This is a genomic window from Halomonas sp. (assembly GCF_033549285.1).
GTDB lineage: Bacteria > Pseudomonadota > Gammaproteobacteria > Pseudomonadales > Halomonadaceae > Halomonas.
This window is the reverse complement of sequence record NZ_JAWSUJ010000102.1, coordinates 1-14368: the sequence shown is the minus strand read 5'-3', so window position 1 is coordinate 14368 and position 14368 is coordinate 1. Positions and strand designations below refer to the sequence as shown.

Annotated in this window: 16 protein-coding genes; 6 read left to right on the top strand and 10 right to left on the bottom strand. The window is 69.3% G+C overall.

The window, feature by feature from the left end:
* Positions 1 to 156: 156 nt before the first annotated feature.
* Entirely contained in the window at positions 157 to 1536 is a 1380-nt protein-coding gene (gene mltF / locus SCI24_RS17885; RefSeq protein ID WP_318726665.1) for a membrane-bound lytic murein transglycosylase MltF, read from the top strand.
* A 60-nt stretch (positions 1537 to 1596) separates the two neighbouring features.
* Here mltF and SCI24_RS17880 read toward each other — a convergent pair whose 3' ends face one another.
* Together SCI24_RS17880 and SCI24_RS17875 are read right to left on the bottom strand one after the other, a co-directional pair.
* Positions 1597 to 2541 (bottom strand): diguanylate cyclase, encoded by a 945-nt coding sequence (locus SCI24_RS17880; protein ID WP_318726664.1) that lies wholly within the window; start codon positions 2539 to 2541, stop codon positions 1597 to 1599.
* 72 nt (positions 2542 to 2613) lie between these two features.
* A complete protein-coding gene (locus SCI24_RS17875; RefSeq protein WP_318726663.1) occupies positions 2614 to 3228 on the bottom strand; it encodes a LysE/ArgO family amino acid transporter in 615 nt (204 codons plus the stop codon).
* A 137-nt stretch (positions 3229 to 3365) separates the two neighbouring features.
* Between SCI24_RS17875 and SCI24_RS17870 the strand changes: the two genes are divergently transcribed.
* Positions 3366 to 4235, top strand: a complete 870-nt coding sequence (locus SCI24_RS17870; protein ID WP_318726662.1) for a LysR family transcriptional regulator ArgP — start codon at positions 3366 to 3368, stop codon at positions 4233 to 4235.
* A gap of 481 nt (positions 4236 to 4716) precedes the next feature.
* A complete protein-coding gene (locus tag SCI24_RS17865) occupies positions 4717 to 5028 on the top strand; it encodes a hypothetical protein (RefSeq protein WP_318726661.1) in 312 nt (103 codons plus the stop codon).
* Positions 5029 to 5098: 70 nt separating this feature from the next.
* On the opposite strand, the gene SCI24_RS17860 is transcribed toward SCI24_RS17865, so the two are convergent.
* Together SCI24_RS17860 and SCI24_RS17855 are read right to left on the bottom strand one after the other, a co-directional pair.
* Complete coding sequence (locus SCI24_RS17860; RefSeq protein WP_318726660.1) at positions 5099 to 5788, bottom strand: lysozyme-like domain containing protein; 690 nt, start codon at positions 5786 to 5788, stop codon at positions 5099 to 5101.
* 81 nt (positions 5789 to 5869) lie between these two features.
* On the bottom strand, positions 5870 to 6727 hold the full coding sequence (locus SCI24_RS17855; RefSeq protein ID WP_318726659.1) for an alpha/beta hydrolase: 858 nt from the start codon (positions 6725 to 6727) through the stop codon (positions 5870 to 5872).
* 183 nt (positions 6728 to 6910) lie between these two features.
* Between SCI24_RS17855 and SCI24_RS17850 the strand changes: the two genes are divergently transcribed.
* Positions 6911 to 7198, top strand: a complete 288-nt coding sequence (locus SCI24_RS17850; RefSeq protein ID WP_318726658.1) for a hypothetical protein — start codon at positions 6911 to 6913, stop codon at positions 7196 to 7198.
* Positions 7199 to 7638: 440 nt separating this feature from the next.
* On the opposite strand, the gene SCI24_RS17845 is transcribed toward SCI24_RS17850, so the two are convergent.
* Positions 7639 to 8478 (bottom strand): CPBP family intramembrane glutamic endopeptidase, encoded by an 840-nt coding sequence (locus SCI24_RS17845; protein ID WP_318726657.1) that lies wholly within the window; start codon positions 8476 to 8478, stop codon positions 7639 to 7641.
* A 155-nt stretch (positions 8479 to 8633) separates the two neighbouring features.
* Here SCI24_RS17845 and SCI24_RS17840 point away from each other — a divergent pair, with 155 nt between their 5' ends.
* Positions 8634 to 9632, top strand: a complete 999-nt coding sequence (locus tag SCI24_RS17840; RefSeq protein WP_318726656.1) for an NADP-dependent oxidoreductase — start codon at positions 8634 to 8636, stop codon at positions 9630 to 9632.
* 117 nt (positions 9633 to 9749) lie between these two features.
* Positions 9750 to 9965 (top strand): TIGR02450 family Trp-rich protein, encoded by a 216-nt coding sequence (locus tag SCI24_RS17835; protein ID WP_318726655.1) that lies wholly within the window; start codon positions 9750 to 9752, stop codon positions 9963 to 9965.
* Between the two features lie 4 nt (positions 9966 to 9969).
* On the opposite strand, the gene SCI24_RS17830 is transcribed toward SCI24_RS17835, so the two are convergent.
* The 5 genes from SCI24_RS17830 to SCI24_RS17810 all read right to left on the bottom strand — a co-directional run bounded on the left by SCI24_RS17830 (position 9970) and on the right by SCI24_RS17810 (position 14257).
* Positions 9970 to 10410: a hypothetical protein gene (locus SCI24_RS17830; RefSeq protein ID WP_318726654.1), complete on the bottom strand. Its 441-nt coding sequence runs from the start codon at positions 10408 to 10410 to the stop codon at positions 9970 to 9972.
* Between the two features lie 311 nt (positions 10411 to 10721).
* A complete protein-coding gene (locus SCI24_RS17825) occupies positions 10722 to 12569 on the bottom strand; it encodes a glutamate synthase-related protein (protein WP_318726653.1) in 1848 nt (615 codons plus the stop codon).
* A 172-nt stretch (positions 12570 to 12741) separates the two neighbouring features.
* Positions 12742 to 12921 carry a hypothetical protein gene (locus tag SCI24_RS17820; RefSeq protein ID WP_318726652.1) on the bottom strand — a complete coding sequence of 60 codons (180 nt, stop codon included), beginning with the start codon at positions 12919 to 12921 and terminating at the stop codon, positions 12742 to 12744.
* A complete protein-coding gene (locus SCI24_RS17815) occupies positions 12911 to 13381 on the bottom strand; it encodes a phosphate-starvation-inducible PsiE family protein (protein WP_318726651.1) in 471 nt (156 codons plus the stop codon). The genes SCI24_RS17820 and SCI24_RS17815 overlap by 11 nt, the downstream gene beginning before the upstream one ends.
* 120 nt (positions 13382 to 13501) lie before the next feature.
* A complete protein-coding gene (locus SCI24_RS17810; protein WP_318726650.1) occupies positions 13502 to 14257 on the bottom strand; it encodes a TIGR01458 family HAD-type hydrolase in 756 nt (251 codons plus the stop codon).
* Positions 14258 to 14368: the final 111 nt, after the last annotated feature.

The following is a 14368-nucleotide window of genomic DNA, read 5'->3' as shown; positions in this document are numbered from 1 at the left end:
GGCGCCTGGCTGCCTCTGCTGGCCGTCGTCGCGGCCCTGGCGGCGAGGCTGTGGCCGGCGCGCAACGCCCCGCGTTGACTCGTCCCGCGGAGGACGCGGCGAGAGGCTGGTAGGCTGGTCCCATCATCTCGCCCCTCCGGTCAGGATACCCGTGCCATGTCCCGATCCCGCCTGTTCACCGCCACTTTGCTGCTGTCGCTGGCCCTGCTCCAGGGCTGCGAGCCGGGCGAGCCCCCGGTCGTGCTGCTCGACCCGCCCGAGCCTGGCGAGACGCTGAGGGTCGCCACCCGCAACGCCGCCACCACCTACTACCTGGACCGCCACGAGACCCCGGCGGGGCCGGAACATGACCTGGTCCAGCGCTTCGCCGAGGCCCATGGCTGGGAGGTCGAGTGGCGGCTGCAGGGCTCCACCGCCGAGGTGCTGCAGGCCCTGGAGAGCGGCGAGGTCCACCTGGCCGCCGCGGGGCTGACCCACCTGCCCTCCCGCGACGCGCGCTTCCGGCGCGGCCCCGGCCATACCGACATCGTCGAGCAGCTGGTCTGCCACCGCGACATGCGTCCCCTGCCGCGCCGGGTGGAGGCGCTGGCCGGCGTCGAGCTGCGCGTCACGGCGGACTCCAGCTACGCGGAGAAGCTCGAGAGCCTGGTCAACCGCCACACCGGCATCGCCTTCGAGGAGGACCCGCGCACCACCGAGATACTGCTGGCCGAAGTGGCCGAGCGGCGCATCGACTGCACCCTGGCCGACTCCAACATCGTGCGGGTGGTGCGTCGCCACTTCCCGCACCTTGAGGTCGCCATGAACCTGACCAGCGGCGACCGGCTGGGCTGGTATTTGCCCGAAGGCCACCAGGCGCTGGCCGAGATGGCCGGGCAGTGGATGGAGAGCGATGAGGGCGAGCAGAGCGTCGCGGCGATGGAGGCGCGCTACTACGCCTATATCGACGAGTTCGACTTCGTCGACCTGCGTGCGCTGAACCGGCGCATCGACGAGCGCCTGCCCTCCTTCCTCGAGCTCTTCCTGGCGGCCGAGGAAGCCACCGGGATGCCCGCCGACCTGCTCGCGGCCCTGGCCTACCAGGAGTCGCACTGGGACCCCCAGGCCGTCTCGCCCACCGGGGTGCGCGGCATCATGATGCTCACGCAGAACACCGCCCAGTCCCTCGGCGTCGCCAATCGCCTGGACCCGGCCGCGGCGATCGACGGCGGCGCCCGGTATCTCGCCGACCGCCACCGGCGGCTGCCCGAGACCATTCCCGAGCCGGACCGCACCTACCTGGCCCTGGCGAGCTACAACATCGGCCGTGGCCACCTGCTGGACGCCCGGGAGCTGGCACGCGAGCTCGGCAGGAACCCGGACTCCTGGGAGGACATGAGGGAGGTGCTGCCGCTCAAGGCCGACAAGCGCTACTACCCCCAGACCCGCTACGGCTACGCGCGGGGCTACGAGCCGGTGCACTACGTCCAGCGGATCCGCAACTACCAGGACGTGATCGGTGCCGCGGTGGAACTGTCGCCGGCCGGCGAGGGGTGAGCACGGGGGTGATGCGCACAGGACATGTGGGGACCGGCACGTGCCACCGGCGGCGATCTACTAGGCCTGGCAGAAGGAGCGGTTGCGGCCGGCCCGCTTGGCGGCATAGAGCGCCTCGTCAGCCCGCTGCAGGAGGGCATCCAGGGAGGCATCCCCCGCCGCCAGGGTCGCCACGCCGGCACTGGTGGTGACGCTCACCCGCTCGCCGTTCTCCGCAAGCTCGAGGCCCTCGGTATGGCGGCGCAGGCGCTCGGCCAGCTGCAGGGCCCCTTCCGGGCCGGTGGCCGGCAGCAGCACCACGAACTCCTCGCCGCCGATGCGCCCGAAGAGGTCCTCCCGGCGCAGCAGCGAGCGGACGCCGGCGGCGAAGGCCTGCAGCACCCGGTCGCCCGCGGCATGTCCCCAGTGGTCGTTGATCCGCTTGAAGTGGTCAAGGTCGAGCATCACCAGCGAGAGGGCATCGCCGTGGCGCCGGGCCCGGGCGAGCTCCTCGGCGGCCCGCTCGAAGAAGTGGCGGCGGTTGGCGGCACCGGTGAGCGGGTCATGCTGGGCCAGCTGCTCCAGGGCATGCTCCACTCGCTTGCGCGCGGTGATGTCGCGGAAGAACCAGACGCGGCCGACATAGCACCGCCCCTCCCCCCAGAGGGCCTTCGAGTGGCGCTCCAGGGTGCGGCCATCCCGGCACGCCAGCTCACAGTGGTCCTCGAGGCCAGGGTCGGCATAGAGCCTCTCCACCCGCTCCAGGAAGGCCTCCGGCTCGCGCAAGCGCCGCAGCGCCTGTGCCAGGAGGTGCTGGTCGTCCACGCCCGCCAGGTCACCATCCTCGCCACCCGAAATCGCCCCGGGCGGGATGCCGAGCACCTCGAGCAGCCGGTGGTTGTGGCAGATGATCACCCCCTGGTCGTCGACGACGAGGATGCCGTCGGGCGAGGCTTCGAGGATCGCCTCGACCAGCGAGCGCTCGAACTTGCGCTCCGGGGTAGCGGGGGCCTGGGTCGGTGTCATGGCCCCAGTAGAGCCAAGCCGTTCGTTGATTGCAAAGCCCGCGAGCGGCATCGGCAGGCCGCTTGATTCCCGTCAGGTCGTAAGGCCGGTCCCGCCGGCCAGGTGCACGGCGATGACCGCCATCATCACGCCGATGGAGGCGTCGATCGCCCGCCAGGCCAGGGGCCGGGAGAGCCAGGGCGAGAGTGCCGAGCCGCCCCAGGCCAGCAGGCTGAACCAGAGGATCGAGGCGGTGACGGCGCCCGCCACGAAGGTGGCCGCACTCTGCTGCTGGGCACCGATGGCCGGGATCAGCAGCAGGGTGTCGAGGTACACCTGGGGATTGAGCAGCGTGACCGCGAGGGTGGCGAGCAGCACCCCCCGGCGGCTGCGCCCGCTCGCCGCGCCGCCGGCCAGCCCCTGCCGCCCGGTGGCGGCGCGATGGAAGGCCTGGGCCGCCAGCCAGGCGAGGAACGCCACCCCCAGCCAGCGCAGCGCCTCCATGGCGCTCGGCATGCTCAGCAGCACCGCGCTGACCCCGAACATCCCGGCGGCCAGCAGCAGCACGTCGGTACTCATGCACAGCCCGGCCGACCACCAGTGGTGCTCCCGCCGCACTGCCACCCCCAGCACATAGGCGTTCTGCGCGCCGATGGCGACGATGATCCCGCCGCACACCACCAACCCGGTCAGATAGCTCTCCAGCATGGCCTTTCCCCTGTCCTGGTCCCCGTCAAGAGCGGCCAGCATAGCGACGCTTCACCATGCCGAAAAATCATCCTGCTAATATCGCATCAGTTCTGCTTATACTTTGATATCAACTCTCATTCCGGCACGGAGGTCCCATGCTGGACTACAAGCTGCTCCAGGCGCTGGCCACGGTGGTCGAGTGCGACGGCTTCGAGCGCGCCGGCGAACAGCTGGGCCTCTCGCAGTCGGCGGTCTCCCAGCGCATCAAGGCGCTGGAGGTCCGCCTGGGGCAGCCCGTGCTGATTCGCCACCCGGTGCTTCGGCCCACTCCCGCGGGCCAGCGGCTGCTCAACCATGTCCAGCAGGTCCAGCTGCTCGAGCGCGACCTGCGCACGGCCCTGCCCACCCTGGAGGAGGCCTCGCCGCGGCTGCGCATCGCCCTCAATGCCGACAGCCTGGCGACCTGGTGGGCCGCGGCCGTCGGCGACTTCTGCCGGGCGGAGGGCCTGCTGCTGGACATGGTGGTCGAGGACCAGGACGTGGGGCTCAGGCGGCTGCGCGACGGCGAGGTGGCGGCCTGCCTGTGCGCCAGCGACCAGCCCATCGCCGGGGCCCGCTGTGTGCCGCTGGGTACCATGGTCTACCACCCCTACGCCACCCCGGCCTACATCGCCCGCCACTTCCCGGACGGGCCGACGCCCGAGGCCTTCCGCCGCGCACCGGCCATCGTCTACGGCCCCCATGACCAGCTGCAGCACCGCTTCCTCGCCGACTGCGGCTTCGACGGCCGCTTCCCCTACCACCTCTGCCCCTCGTCGGAAGGCTTCGTGCGTCTGACCGTCGCCGGCATGGGCTACGGCATGCTGCCGCGGATGCAGGTGGCGTCGCTGGTGGCCGAGGGCCGGCTGGCCAGCATCGCCCCCGAGCGCTCGCTTGCCGTGACGCTCTACTGGCACTTCTGGCGGCACAGCGGCGAGGTGCTGGAGCAGCTGACCGGGGTGCTGGGCGAGGTCATGCTGGAATAGCAGGACGATCGCGCTGATCAACACAGGCCGGGAAAGGGGCTCGGCATGCCACGAAAGACAGATAATGCTGCACCGCAGCAAGAAAGCGACTATGGTGGTATGGCAACCCCCATGAGGAGGGCATCTGCAATGACCACCCCACAAGCGCAATCCCATCCGTTCGATTCCTACGTCCTTGAGTGCTGGGCACACCAGGCCCAGTTGCAGCGGACCGCCTTCGAAGCCTTCGCCGCCTACCTGGGCTGACGACGCTCCCTGACGTGTCCCGAGCCGTCACCATCGACCGGGGCAGGGTCACCCCCATCCGTGCGACCACTCGATGGTAACGCCCTTCAGGAGCGTGCCGGCTTTGCCGGCCCCGGCCCCGGTCCGTGGACACTGGCCCGAAGGCGGAAAGCCTGTATGATGAATGGGCAACATCTTCAGATACGGAGCAGAAGACACGATCGATCATTCTTTCAAGCCAGCACGGGAGGTTCTCATGAAGGTCTACAAACCGGAGTGGCAGTGCACGTTTAGCGTAAACGAAGGCGTGGAAGAATCAGCCAGCTGGAAGGAGCGAGTCGCCTGGCGCTTTCGGGAATTCGCCGACAGGCTGGACGGTGGTGGAAGAACGATCAAGATTGACTGCAACGTCACCCCCGAAGTGAGCCGTGAGGACGTCGACACCTGCCTGGAGAAGGGCTTCGCCCTGAGCCAGAGCCTGCTGACCCAGCTCGCCCATCAGGCCGCCTGCGAGGACGTCATGCGTGATGCCAAGGCGGAGCTGTTCGAGGAAGAGCCTCAGCGTTGAGGCCGTGACCGTACCTGCAAGTGCAGTCACCGCACCCCATCCGGCCCCGGGCCGGATGGGGTGTTTTCGTTCAGGCGCGACAGAACGGCCAGACCTGATAGAAGCGCCGACAGCGAAACTCGGCCTCGCAGGCGCCGAGCTGTGCCTGGTAGCGGTCGGCCCGGGCAGCCACCTGGCTCGCGGCCTGCCTCACCCGGGGCTTGCCCCGGTAGGTGCCCCGACTGTAGCCACCCTGGCCCTCGTGGTAGGCCAGATAGAGCCGTTCGGGGTCGTGCAGAGAGAGACCCAGCTGGCGGCGTGACCGCGCGTTGTACCAGCCGATGAAGTCGGTGGCGTGCTTCATGTGGGTACGGCGCGCGAAGAGGCCGCCGGCATCGTCCCGATACTCGCCCCACACCGGATCCTGGGCCTGGGCGTAGCCCTTGGCCGAGGAGGGCCGCCGCCAGGGAATCACGCCCAGCAGGCGGGTGCGTGGCGGCCGCACATGGCTGCGAAAGCCCGACTCCTGCTGGATGAACGCCAGTTGCGTGGCGATGGGCGTTCCCCAGCGTTCCTCGGCGTCCCGGGCGTGGTCATACCAGGAAGGCTGCTCACGAAAGATCTCGCAGATGTTGCGCTGGTCCTCCGGCGGCGAGGGCGCCAGCATCGTGCAGCCGCTGGCCAGCAGGAGATATGCCCCGACCAGCAGGGTTCCCGCTGCACGCCGCAGGCGGGCCTTCGTTTCCTTCCTGGCCACGAGCCAGCCGTTCGCCGATGCCATGTTTCCTCCTGTCGCGCTTCTGTCACCGATGCACAGGCCGATACTACACCGGACACCACCCCCTGGGGGCCGCAGCCGTGTTCAGGGGGCGGGCAACCCCGCGACCTCGACCAGGAAGGCCTCGATGCCCGCCAGGTAGACCCTCTCGCTCTCCAGGAAACCGGTATTATGGCTGCCGCTGATCACCAGCATTCGCTTTGGCTCGGGTGCCGCCGCATGGACCGCCTCGCCCTCGGCGAACGGGATGATGTCGTCCTCCCGGCTGTGGATGACCAGCACCGGCGCCTCGCTCTGGGCCACGTAGGCCGCGGTATCGTAATCGAAGCGTGATAGCCAGCGGGCCGGCAGGATGGGGTAGAGCCGCTGGGCCAGTTCGGGCACCGAGCGGAACGGCGACTCCAGGATCAGCGCCGCGGGGCGCGCCTCGCCCTTGAGCTCTCGCGCCAGGTTCGCCGCCACGGCGGCTCCCAGCGAACGGCCGAACAGCACGATCTCGCCGGGCGACAGGCCAGCCGTCTCGCGTAACCAGCGCCAGCCGGCCCGGGCATCGTGCGCCGTGCCCGCCTCCGAGGGACTGCCCTCGCTCCGGCCGTAGCCTCGGTAATCGAGGATCAGCACCGAGAGCCCCAGGCGGTGGAACTGCTCGATCGAATCCAGCCGGTGGGAGATGTTGCCGGCATTGCCATGCAGGAACAGCAGGCCACCCCGTGCCGTCTGGGCCGGCACCCACCAGGCATCCAGGCGCAGGCCGTCCTCGGTACGCAGGGTGACCGGCTCATAGGCCAGGCCACGCTCCTGCGGGGTGGCAAGGTACTCGCTCCCGCCCACATGGGGCAGGTAGAGCAGCCGGCCCTGGAAGGCACAGGCCACCATCACCAGCATGATGTAGATCAGCAGCAGCCAGAGGAGCAGGCGAAACAGGGGATGGAGGTCACTCATCGGTATCCTCGAGACCCGAGGCTCATCCACCAGCCTAGTCCAGCCACGCCCGCAACAGATTCTCGCCTTGATTTACAAAAAAACACACTATAGTCACTGAGAGGGGCCTGTCCCGCTGCTGGTGGGCCCTGGACCACAGGACGTCCCATCCTGGCCACCCCCTGAGGCCGAGGAGGTTGCACAATGAACATCCCGACACTGGCATGCGAGCTGCCTGAGGCAGCCCCCGAGGAACTGGTGGAGCAGCCGTTTCCGATGCCGAACCTGCCCCGGGCCTGCATCGGCCTGGAGGCGTCACTGGCCCGGCGGCTGGCCGAGGCCAAGGCGCGCCTCGACCGCCTGGAGCATGAGGTCGACTCGCGCGACCTGAGTGCCCTGGCCACGGCACGGGTGGAGTTCGCCCTGGCCTCCCGGGCGATGGCCGACGAGCTGATTGCCATGGGGCTTCATGCCCTGGATAAGGGTGACTGATCGCGGCCCGGTGTCTTGCGGTCCCCTACCCCGGCGTCCGGAGGACGACATGGCCCGATTGACACCGCAAGAGGCCCGAAGGTCCACGACTGTCTCGGATAAGCGACAGCCTCCAGCCCAGCAGGAGCCCGCCTGCTCGCCTCGCGCGCCGATCCTGTTGGCGGCTGGCGACAGTCTCATCGCGTTCGCCGGGCCGGGGAAAGCCGGCCAGGGCACCTTAAATCGACAAATACTTGATTTAAAGGAAATAAAATTGATCCTGGCACACCTTTCGCTAGGTACCGGACAGGAGAACGACTCGTCGCGATGAGCGGTTCAAGGAAGAGCCACCCCCTCAGGCGCAATACTCGTCACGACGAGGGCTCAGGGAAGAGCCAACCCTGACACCCTTCCACCCCGACCCGTCGGGGTGGGACGCCGCAAGGAGCCACTGGCTCACCTCAGGCACCTGCCAGCATGGGATAGCTGAACAGCAGCAGGTGGCTGAGGTTGAGCCCCCAGTGCACCAGCACCGCCCACACCAGCCGACCCGTCCACAGGTAGACCAGGCCATAGAGCAGCCCGGCGGCGGTGGCGACCAGCACGAAGGTCCCGCCCCCGGCGAGGTGTGCCACGCCAAAGAGCCCACTGCTCAGCGCCACGCCAGCCAGCGCCCCTGCACGCCCCATCAGCCAGCGCTGCAGCATGCCCCGGAACAGCAGCTCCTCGGCTATACAGGTATTGAGCAGGTTGGCCAAGGCGAACACCCAGGCCACCTCCACAAGGCCCGGCTGCCACGCCACCAGCCCCAGCGCCACCGCGAGCCCCATGAGCGCCACGATGCCCGCGGCAGCCAGCCATGGCATGGCAAGCGACGGCACCCCGCCGACCGGCGACACGCTGCGCCCGAACAGCGGCAGCCAGCCGAGCAGCGACCAGGCCACCAGCACCTTGTCGTGGTTGAGGTAGAGGCTCATGGGCAGGCTCTGCGCCTTCAGCACCTGCTGCTCGACCACCACCAGCCCCTCGTGGCCCGGCCAGGCGTGGATCACGAGCCCGGCGCTGGCGACGACCCACACCGCGATGCGCGCCCAGGCCAGCCAGGGAGGCGCCCAACTAGCCTGCATCCAGGCACTGAGCGCCACATAGCCCAGCGCCAGCATGACGAAGAGCCAGGTCGCAAGGCCGACGAGCCCCGCCAGCAGCAGCACCGCCAAGGCCCCGCCGACGCGCCACCGCGCATCGGCACAGAGGCCGAGCACGACCAGCGAGAGGGAGTAGAGCATGGAGAAGGCGAGCATGGGCGTCCTTGCCGTGGGCCGGGCATCCATGATGCCGGCTGCCCGGCGAATCCGCATCCTTCGCCAGGGCCAGCCGGCACGACCGGACAGGTTGGCCAGTCGGCCATCCCTGCATTAGACTGGTCGTCTACTCACCGAAGCGAAGGAGCCGCACGATGCAATCCCGCTACTTCACCATCAACGACCATCCCCAGGGCACGCCGGCTCGCGAGCTGTTCGAGCTGCATGAGCAGGAACTGCCCGCGCTCGCCGAGGGCGAGGTGCGCATCCGCAACAGCTGGCTGTCGGTGGACCCCTACATGCGCGGCCGCATGAGCGGCGTGACGACCTATATCGAGCCCTTCGAGCTCAACGCCCCCCTGGAAGGCGCGGCCATCGGCGAGGTGATCGAGTCCCGCGATGCGGCCTTCCCGGTGGGCACCAGGGTGCGCCACATGGGCGGCTGGCGGGACATCGCCCAGCTGCCGGCTGACCAGCTGGAACCCCTGCCCACCTTCGAGGTGCCGGAACAGGCCTACCTGGGCGTGCTCGGCATGCCGGGCATGACCGCCTGGACCGGTCTCAACCGCATCGCCGAGATGCAGGAGGGCGACAACGTGCTGGTCAGCGGCGCCGCAGGCGCGGTGGGTTCGCTGGCCGTGCAGCTGGCCAAGGCCAGGGGCGGCACCGTGGTCGGCATCGCCGGGGCGCCCGAGAAGCTCGAGTGGCTGGAGTCCCACGGCATCAAGGCGGTGAGCTACCGGGACAAGGACGCCGCCCAGCTCACCGAGGCGCTGCAGGACGCCTGCCCCGAGGGATTCGACGTCTACTACGAGAACGTCGGCGGCACCTGCCTGGAGGCGGCGCTGAACACCCTCAAGGTCGGCGCGCGCATCGCCGTCTGCGGCATGATCGCCCGCTACAACGAGGAAACGCCGAGCGCCGGCCCGGGCAACCTGGCGATGATCCTGATCCGCCGCGCCCGCATGGAGGGCTTCATCGTCTTCGACCACTGGGCGCACTACCCGCAGTTCCTCGAGGAGGTCGGCCCGCAGGTCGAGAGCGGCAAGCTCGACTACGAGGAAACCATCGAGGAGGGCCTCGAGCGCACCCCCGATGCCTTCCTCAAGCTGTTCCAGGGCGCCAACCGCGGCAAGATGCTGGTCAGGCTCTGATCCGGGCCGGTGGATGTCGCATCACGCAGGGTGCGCCGGCCCGCCGGCGCGCCCTGTTCCACGCCTGACGGTGCTGCCCGGCACTGGAGCGCTATCCCGCCAGCCGAGGAAACGGCCATGAACACCATCAATCCCGAGAAGCTGTACCACAGCAAGTGGACCGCGGTGCGGCCCCGGAACAAGGAGAAGCACTTCCTGGTGACGGCGCTGGAACGCGACGCGGAGGAGACAGTGGTCGCGGTGGTCCTCGAGGCCGTCTACACCCGGCGCGAGACCACCCTGCCCTGGCAGACCCTCAAGGATGATGACACCTGGCGGATGGGCTGGCGCTGATCGCTCAGCGCTCCTGCGTGTCATCCCGCTCGTCGCGCTCATCCCGCTCGGCGGCCTCGGACACCGATGAGGTGACCGAGCTGATCAGCTGCGGCACGAAGCGCTCCGAGAAGCCCGCCACGAACGACCAGAACAGCAGCTTGGCCAGGTCCGGCCCGGTGCTCGGGTAGGTCTCCTGAAAGATGTGCAGCATGAAGTCCTCGCCCTCCTGGATCTCGTCCCGGGTCGGGAAGGAGAAGGCGGGGAAGAGATCGCCGGAGACGATGCCGGAGAGGAACACCAGGTAGAGCACCAGGGCGAACACCCCGCCGAAGATGGGCACCAGCAGGATCAGGAACCAGGAGGCATTGAGCAGCGCGAGCTCCTCGTCCATGACCTTGTTCAGGCGTCGCTGGATGCTGACGAACCCCCCGATGATGCCGCACAGGGGCACCGCCCAGGTCACCAGGTAGCGCTGGTTTAGAAGAAGGTCAGCGCGAAGATCGCACCCAGCAAGGCGATCGCCACCGTGGTCATGACGATCAGGCGCCAAGTGATGGCATGGATATGCCAGATGCGCTGCATGGTGCGGCCTCCGACCCCCGGGCCTCCCTGCCCCTGGCGAGTCCTTCCCCTGCCTTGACGATAGTCGACCTGCCCGGGCCCCACCACGCGAGGGGTGCCGGCCGGCGAACCGACGATGCTCACGACGGGTGGCGCCGGCCCGCGGCCCCCGGGCCAGCTGGTGCCGTCCGGGAGCAACGGAACTCTCGAGCCTCAGCCGCGCGGGTCCAGCACGCCGGCGTAGCGCACCCCGCTGAGCAGGGCCATCTCGCGGTGCCAGGTGGCCAGGTCCTCGCGGTTGAACTGGTCCAGCCGGTCGTGGCCGCAGGCCCGGGCCATGACCTGCATCAGCGAGACGGAGGCCTCGAGGAAGTTCTGCAGCTGGCGGGCGGACTTCTCGACGTCCAGCCGCTGGCGCAGGTCCTTGCGCTGGGTGGCGACGCCGGCCGGACAGTTGTTGGTGTTGCAGATCCGCGCGGCCACGCAGCCGATCGACTGGATGGCGCTGTTGGCGATGGCGATGCCGTCCGCCCCCAAGGCCATGGCCTTCACGAAGTCGCTCGGCACCCGCAACCCGCCGGTGACAATCAGGGTGACCCGGCCGCTGGCCCCCTGCTCGTCCAGGTAGCGCCGGGCACGGGCCAGGGCCGGGATGGTGGGCACGCTGATGTGGTCGCGGAAGAGTGCCGGGGCCGCGCCGGTGGCGCCGCCGCGGCCGTCCAGGATGAGGTAGTCGGCACCGGCGTCGAGGGCGAACTGGATGTCCCGCTCGATGTGGTTGGCACTGAGCTTGAAGCCCACCGGGATGCCGCCGGTCACCTCCCGCACCCGGTCGGCGAAGCGGCGGAAGTCCTGCACCGTGTGCAGGTCCTGGAAGGTGGGCGGCGAAACCGCGGGTTCGCCCTCGGGGATGCCGCGCACCTCGGCGATCCTGCCGGTGTTCTTGTTGCCCGGCAGGTGACCGCCGGTGCCGGTCTTGGCGCCCTGCCCGCCCTTGAAGTGGAAGGCCTGGACCTTCTCGAGCAGCGCCTCCCGGTAGCCGAAGCGGGCGCTGGCCAGCTCGTAGAAGTAGCGGGAGTTCTCCTGCTGCTCCTCCGGCAGCATCCCCCCTTCCCCGGAGCAGATCCCGGTCCCGGCCCGCTCGGCGCCGCGGGCCAGGGCGATCTTGGCCTCCTCGGAGAGGGCGCCGAAGCTCATGTCCGAGACGAACAGCGGCATGCTCAGGGTCAGCGGCTTCTTGGCCTCGGGGCCGATGACCAGCTCGGTGGCGACCTCGGCCTCCTCCATCAGGGGCTGGGTCGCCAGCTGGGCGGCCATGATCTGCAGGTCATCCCAGTGCGGCAGGGTATGGCGCGGCACCCCCATGGCGGTGGTCGGGCCGTGGGGCCCCATCTGCTCGAGGCCCTCCCGGGCCAGCCGGTGGATGAACACCACCGTGGGCTCCTCCCGGGTGGCCTTGGCCTCCGGGGCCTTGTCGGCGGCGTCCGTCGCCTCGCCGGGCGCCTCCTTGCCCACCTGGTCGTCGGCGAACCGCTGGTGGGTGCCGTCGCAGAAGGGCGCATCGGCGGTGTGCTTGCACTGGCAGAGAGTGGCCTCGCCATCCTGCTCGGCAACGAAGCTCTTGGGCGTGAAGCCGGTGCCGGCGTGGGAGCCATCGCAGAACGGCTGGTCCGCGGAGCGCCCGCAGCGGCAGAAGGCGTACTCCTTGCCCTTGGTCAGGGTCACCGTGGCGGGCTTGTTGTCGGCGACCACCGGCCCGCTCGAGGCAGCCCCCTCGCCGGAGGCCTGCTCACTGGGCGCCTCCTTGCCCACCTGGTCATCGGAGAAGCGCTGGTGGGTGCCGTCGCAGAAGGGGGCATCCGCGGTGTGCTTGCACTGGCAGAGGGTGGCCTCGCCGTCCTGCTCGGCAACGAAGCTCTTGGGCGTGAAGCCGGTGCCGGCGTGGGAGCCATCACAGAATGGCTGGCTGGCGGAGCGCCCGCAGCGGCAGAAGGCGTACTCCTTGCCCTTCGTCAGCTTCACCGTGGCGGGCTTGTTGTCGGCAATGACGGGCTTGCTCATGGTGACGGGCTCCTGATCGGGTTGATGCCGGGAGGGGGTGCGGAGGGAGTCGACTCCGCACGGACGTCGTTCAAGCGTGGTGCACCCGGACGGCGTGCGCCAGCGGCCACCCTACCCGGCCGCCCGTGGCGGGGAAACGCGGGCTCTCAACGCAGGGACGCGGGAGAGAGGCTTACAGCTCCACCGCGGTGCCGGCCACCCGGATGCCGCCGGCGGCGGGGATTTCCACCTCCAGCTGGCTGGGGCGTCCCATCGCCTCGCCCTGGCGGATGGTCAGCCGCGCCGGGGCCTGGAGCAGCCCGGCATCCCGCAGGTAGCCCCCAGGGCGGCGGCCGCGGCAACTACTTGCCAACCAGCCAGTGCGTCACGCCGAGCGCCAGCACCACCGCCGCGATGGCCAGCATCTCCTCCGCGGTGACGACTTCGGTGTCGAGGATGATCACCTTCCGCGCGATCGCCATCAGTGCCGTGGCGATCACCAGGCGGATGGGCAGGATATTGGTGCCGAGGTAGAGCCGGATGTTGATGAAGATCTCCACGGCGATCAGCACCACCATGAAGGCGCCGAAGATCAGGAAGATATCGCTGACCTCGAACAGCATCACCGGCGGGGCCATGAAGCGCGAGTAGAGCACGTAGACCACGTCCAGCACGCCCCAGATGATCACCAGCACCATCAGCACCGCCAGGACCTTGATGGCGAAGCGGATGACGAGGTGCAGCCTGCGGATCAGCGGGTCTTCATGCTCCTTGGGGAGTTCGTCGTGCATCAGCCGCGGCGAACGGCCCTCGGTGCTCTCCTCGTGTTCCATGGCGTGTCTCCTGAGAGGCTGACCGGCCAGCGAACGCGCCGGCCCGGTGCGCGGCTCCAGCATATGGCGCCGCGCAGGAGGACACCAGACGGCATGGAGGGAATCGGTTAGCGTGCTCGCCTAACGGGTTGCCAGCAGTGCCTCGACCAGGTCGGCGAGGCTCGCCTCGCAGCGTGCCTCGGGCGCCTGGGCCTCGTCACCCGGGCGATACTTGCCGGAGCGCACCAGGCACGCCTGCAGGCCGACCGCCATGGCGGCGGCCACGTCGCACTCCACGTCATCGCCCACCATCAGCGCTTCGCCGGGCGCCACCCCGGCCTCCTCGAGTACGGCATGGAAGAAGTCGCCCGCGGGCTTGCCCAGCACCCGCGCCTCGACGCCGGCGGCGTACTCCAGGGCCCGCACGAAGGGCCCCGCATCCAGGTGCAGCGTGCCCGCCTGACGGAAGTAGCGATTGGTGCCCACGGCGAGCAGCGGCGCCCCCTCCAGCAGCAGCCGGAAGGCCTCGTCCAGGTGGGCATAGTCCAGGCGCTGCTCGGCATCGCCGAGCACCACGGCGTCGGGCTCGCCCGGGGGCAGGTCGGCGAACTCCGGCTCGAGCTTCTCGTGGATCAGCAGGTAGGGGCGGAGCCGATGATGCTCGAGATAGCGACGTATCGCCCCCGGGGCGGTGAACACCTGCGTCGGCTCCACGGCGAAGCCCAGCCGCTGCAGCTCCTCGCAGACCGCCGCCGAGGTCTTGCGCGAGGTGTTGGTGAGAAAGCGCAGCGCCATCCCGCTCGCCTGCAGCCGCGCCACCGCCTCCACGGCACCCGGCAGGGCCTTGCCATCCTCGGCCAGCACGCCACTGATATCGAGCAGTATCGCCTTGAGCATCACCGCGTCCTACATGACTCCTTCCTCTGGCAAGCCTAGTCGGGTAGACCGGGCGATTGCTCGACCCGGCCCCCCTCAGATCCGGGCATGCGCAATTGACGCACCCGGCTC

Coding starts and splice junctions, on each gene's coding strand:
- SCI24_RS17870 (WP_318726662.1), top strand. CDS start 3,366: ATGCTGGACTACAAGCTGCTCCAGGCGCTGGCCACGGTGGTCGAGTGC.
- SCI24_RS17855 (WP_318726659.1), bottom strand. CDS start 6,727: ATGAGTGACCTCCATCCCCTGTTTCGCCTGCTCCTCTGGCTGCTGCTG.
- SCI24_RS17880 (WP_318726664.1), bottom strand. CDS start 2,541: ATGACACCGACCCAGGCCCCCGCTACCCCGGAGCGCAAGTTCGAGCGC.
- SCI24_RS17840 (WP_318726656.1), top strand. CDS start 8,634: ATGCAATCCCGCTACTTCACCATCAACGACCATCCCCAGGGCACGCCG.
- SCI24_RS17825 (WP_318726653.1), bottom strand. CDS start 12,569: ATGAGCAAGCCCGTCATTGCCGACAACAAGCCCGCCACGGTGAAGCTG.
- SCI24_RS17835 (WP_318726655.1), top strand. CDS start 9,750: ATGAACACCATCAATCCCGAGAAGCTGTACCACAGCAAGTGGACCGCG.
- SCI24_RS17815 (WP_318726651.1), bottom strand. CDS start 13,381: ATGGAACACGAGGAGAGCACCGAGGGCCGTTCGCCGCGGCTGATGCAC.
- SCI24_RS17845 (WP_318726657.1), bottom strand. CDS start 8,478: ATGCTCGCCTTCTCCATGCTCTACTCCCTCTCGCTGGTCGTGCTCGGC.
- SCI24_RS17850 (WP_318726658.1), top strand. CDS start 6,911: ATGAACATCCCGACACTGGCATGCGAGCTGCCTGAGGCAGCCCCCGAG.
- SCI24_RS17865 (WP_318726661.1), top strand. CDS start 4,717: ATGAAGGTCTACAAACCGGAGTGGCAGTGCACGTTTAGCGTAAACGAA.
- SCI24_RS17875 (WP_318726663.1), bottom strand. CDS start 3,228: ATGCTGGAGAGCTATCTGACCGGGTTGGTGGTGTGCGGCGGGATCATC.
- mltF (WP_318726665.1), top strand. CDS start 157: ATGTCCCGATCCCGCCTGTTCACCGCCACTTTGCTGCTGTCGCTGGCC.
- SCI24_RS17860 (WP_318726660.1), bottom strand. CDS start 5,788: ATGGCATCGGCGAACGGCTGGCTCGTGGCCAGGAAGGAAACGAAGGCC.
- SCI24_RS17810 (WP_318726650.1), bottom strand. CDS start 14,257: ATGCTCAAGGCGATACTGCTCGATATCAGTGGCGTGCTGGCCGAGGAT.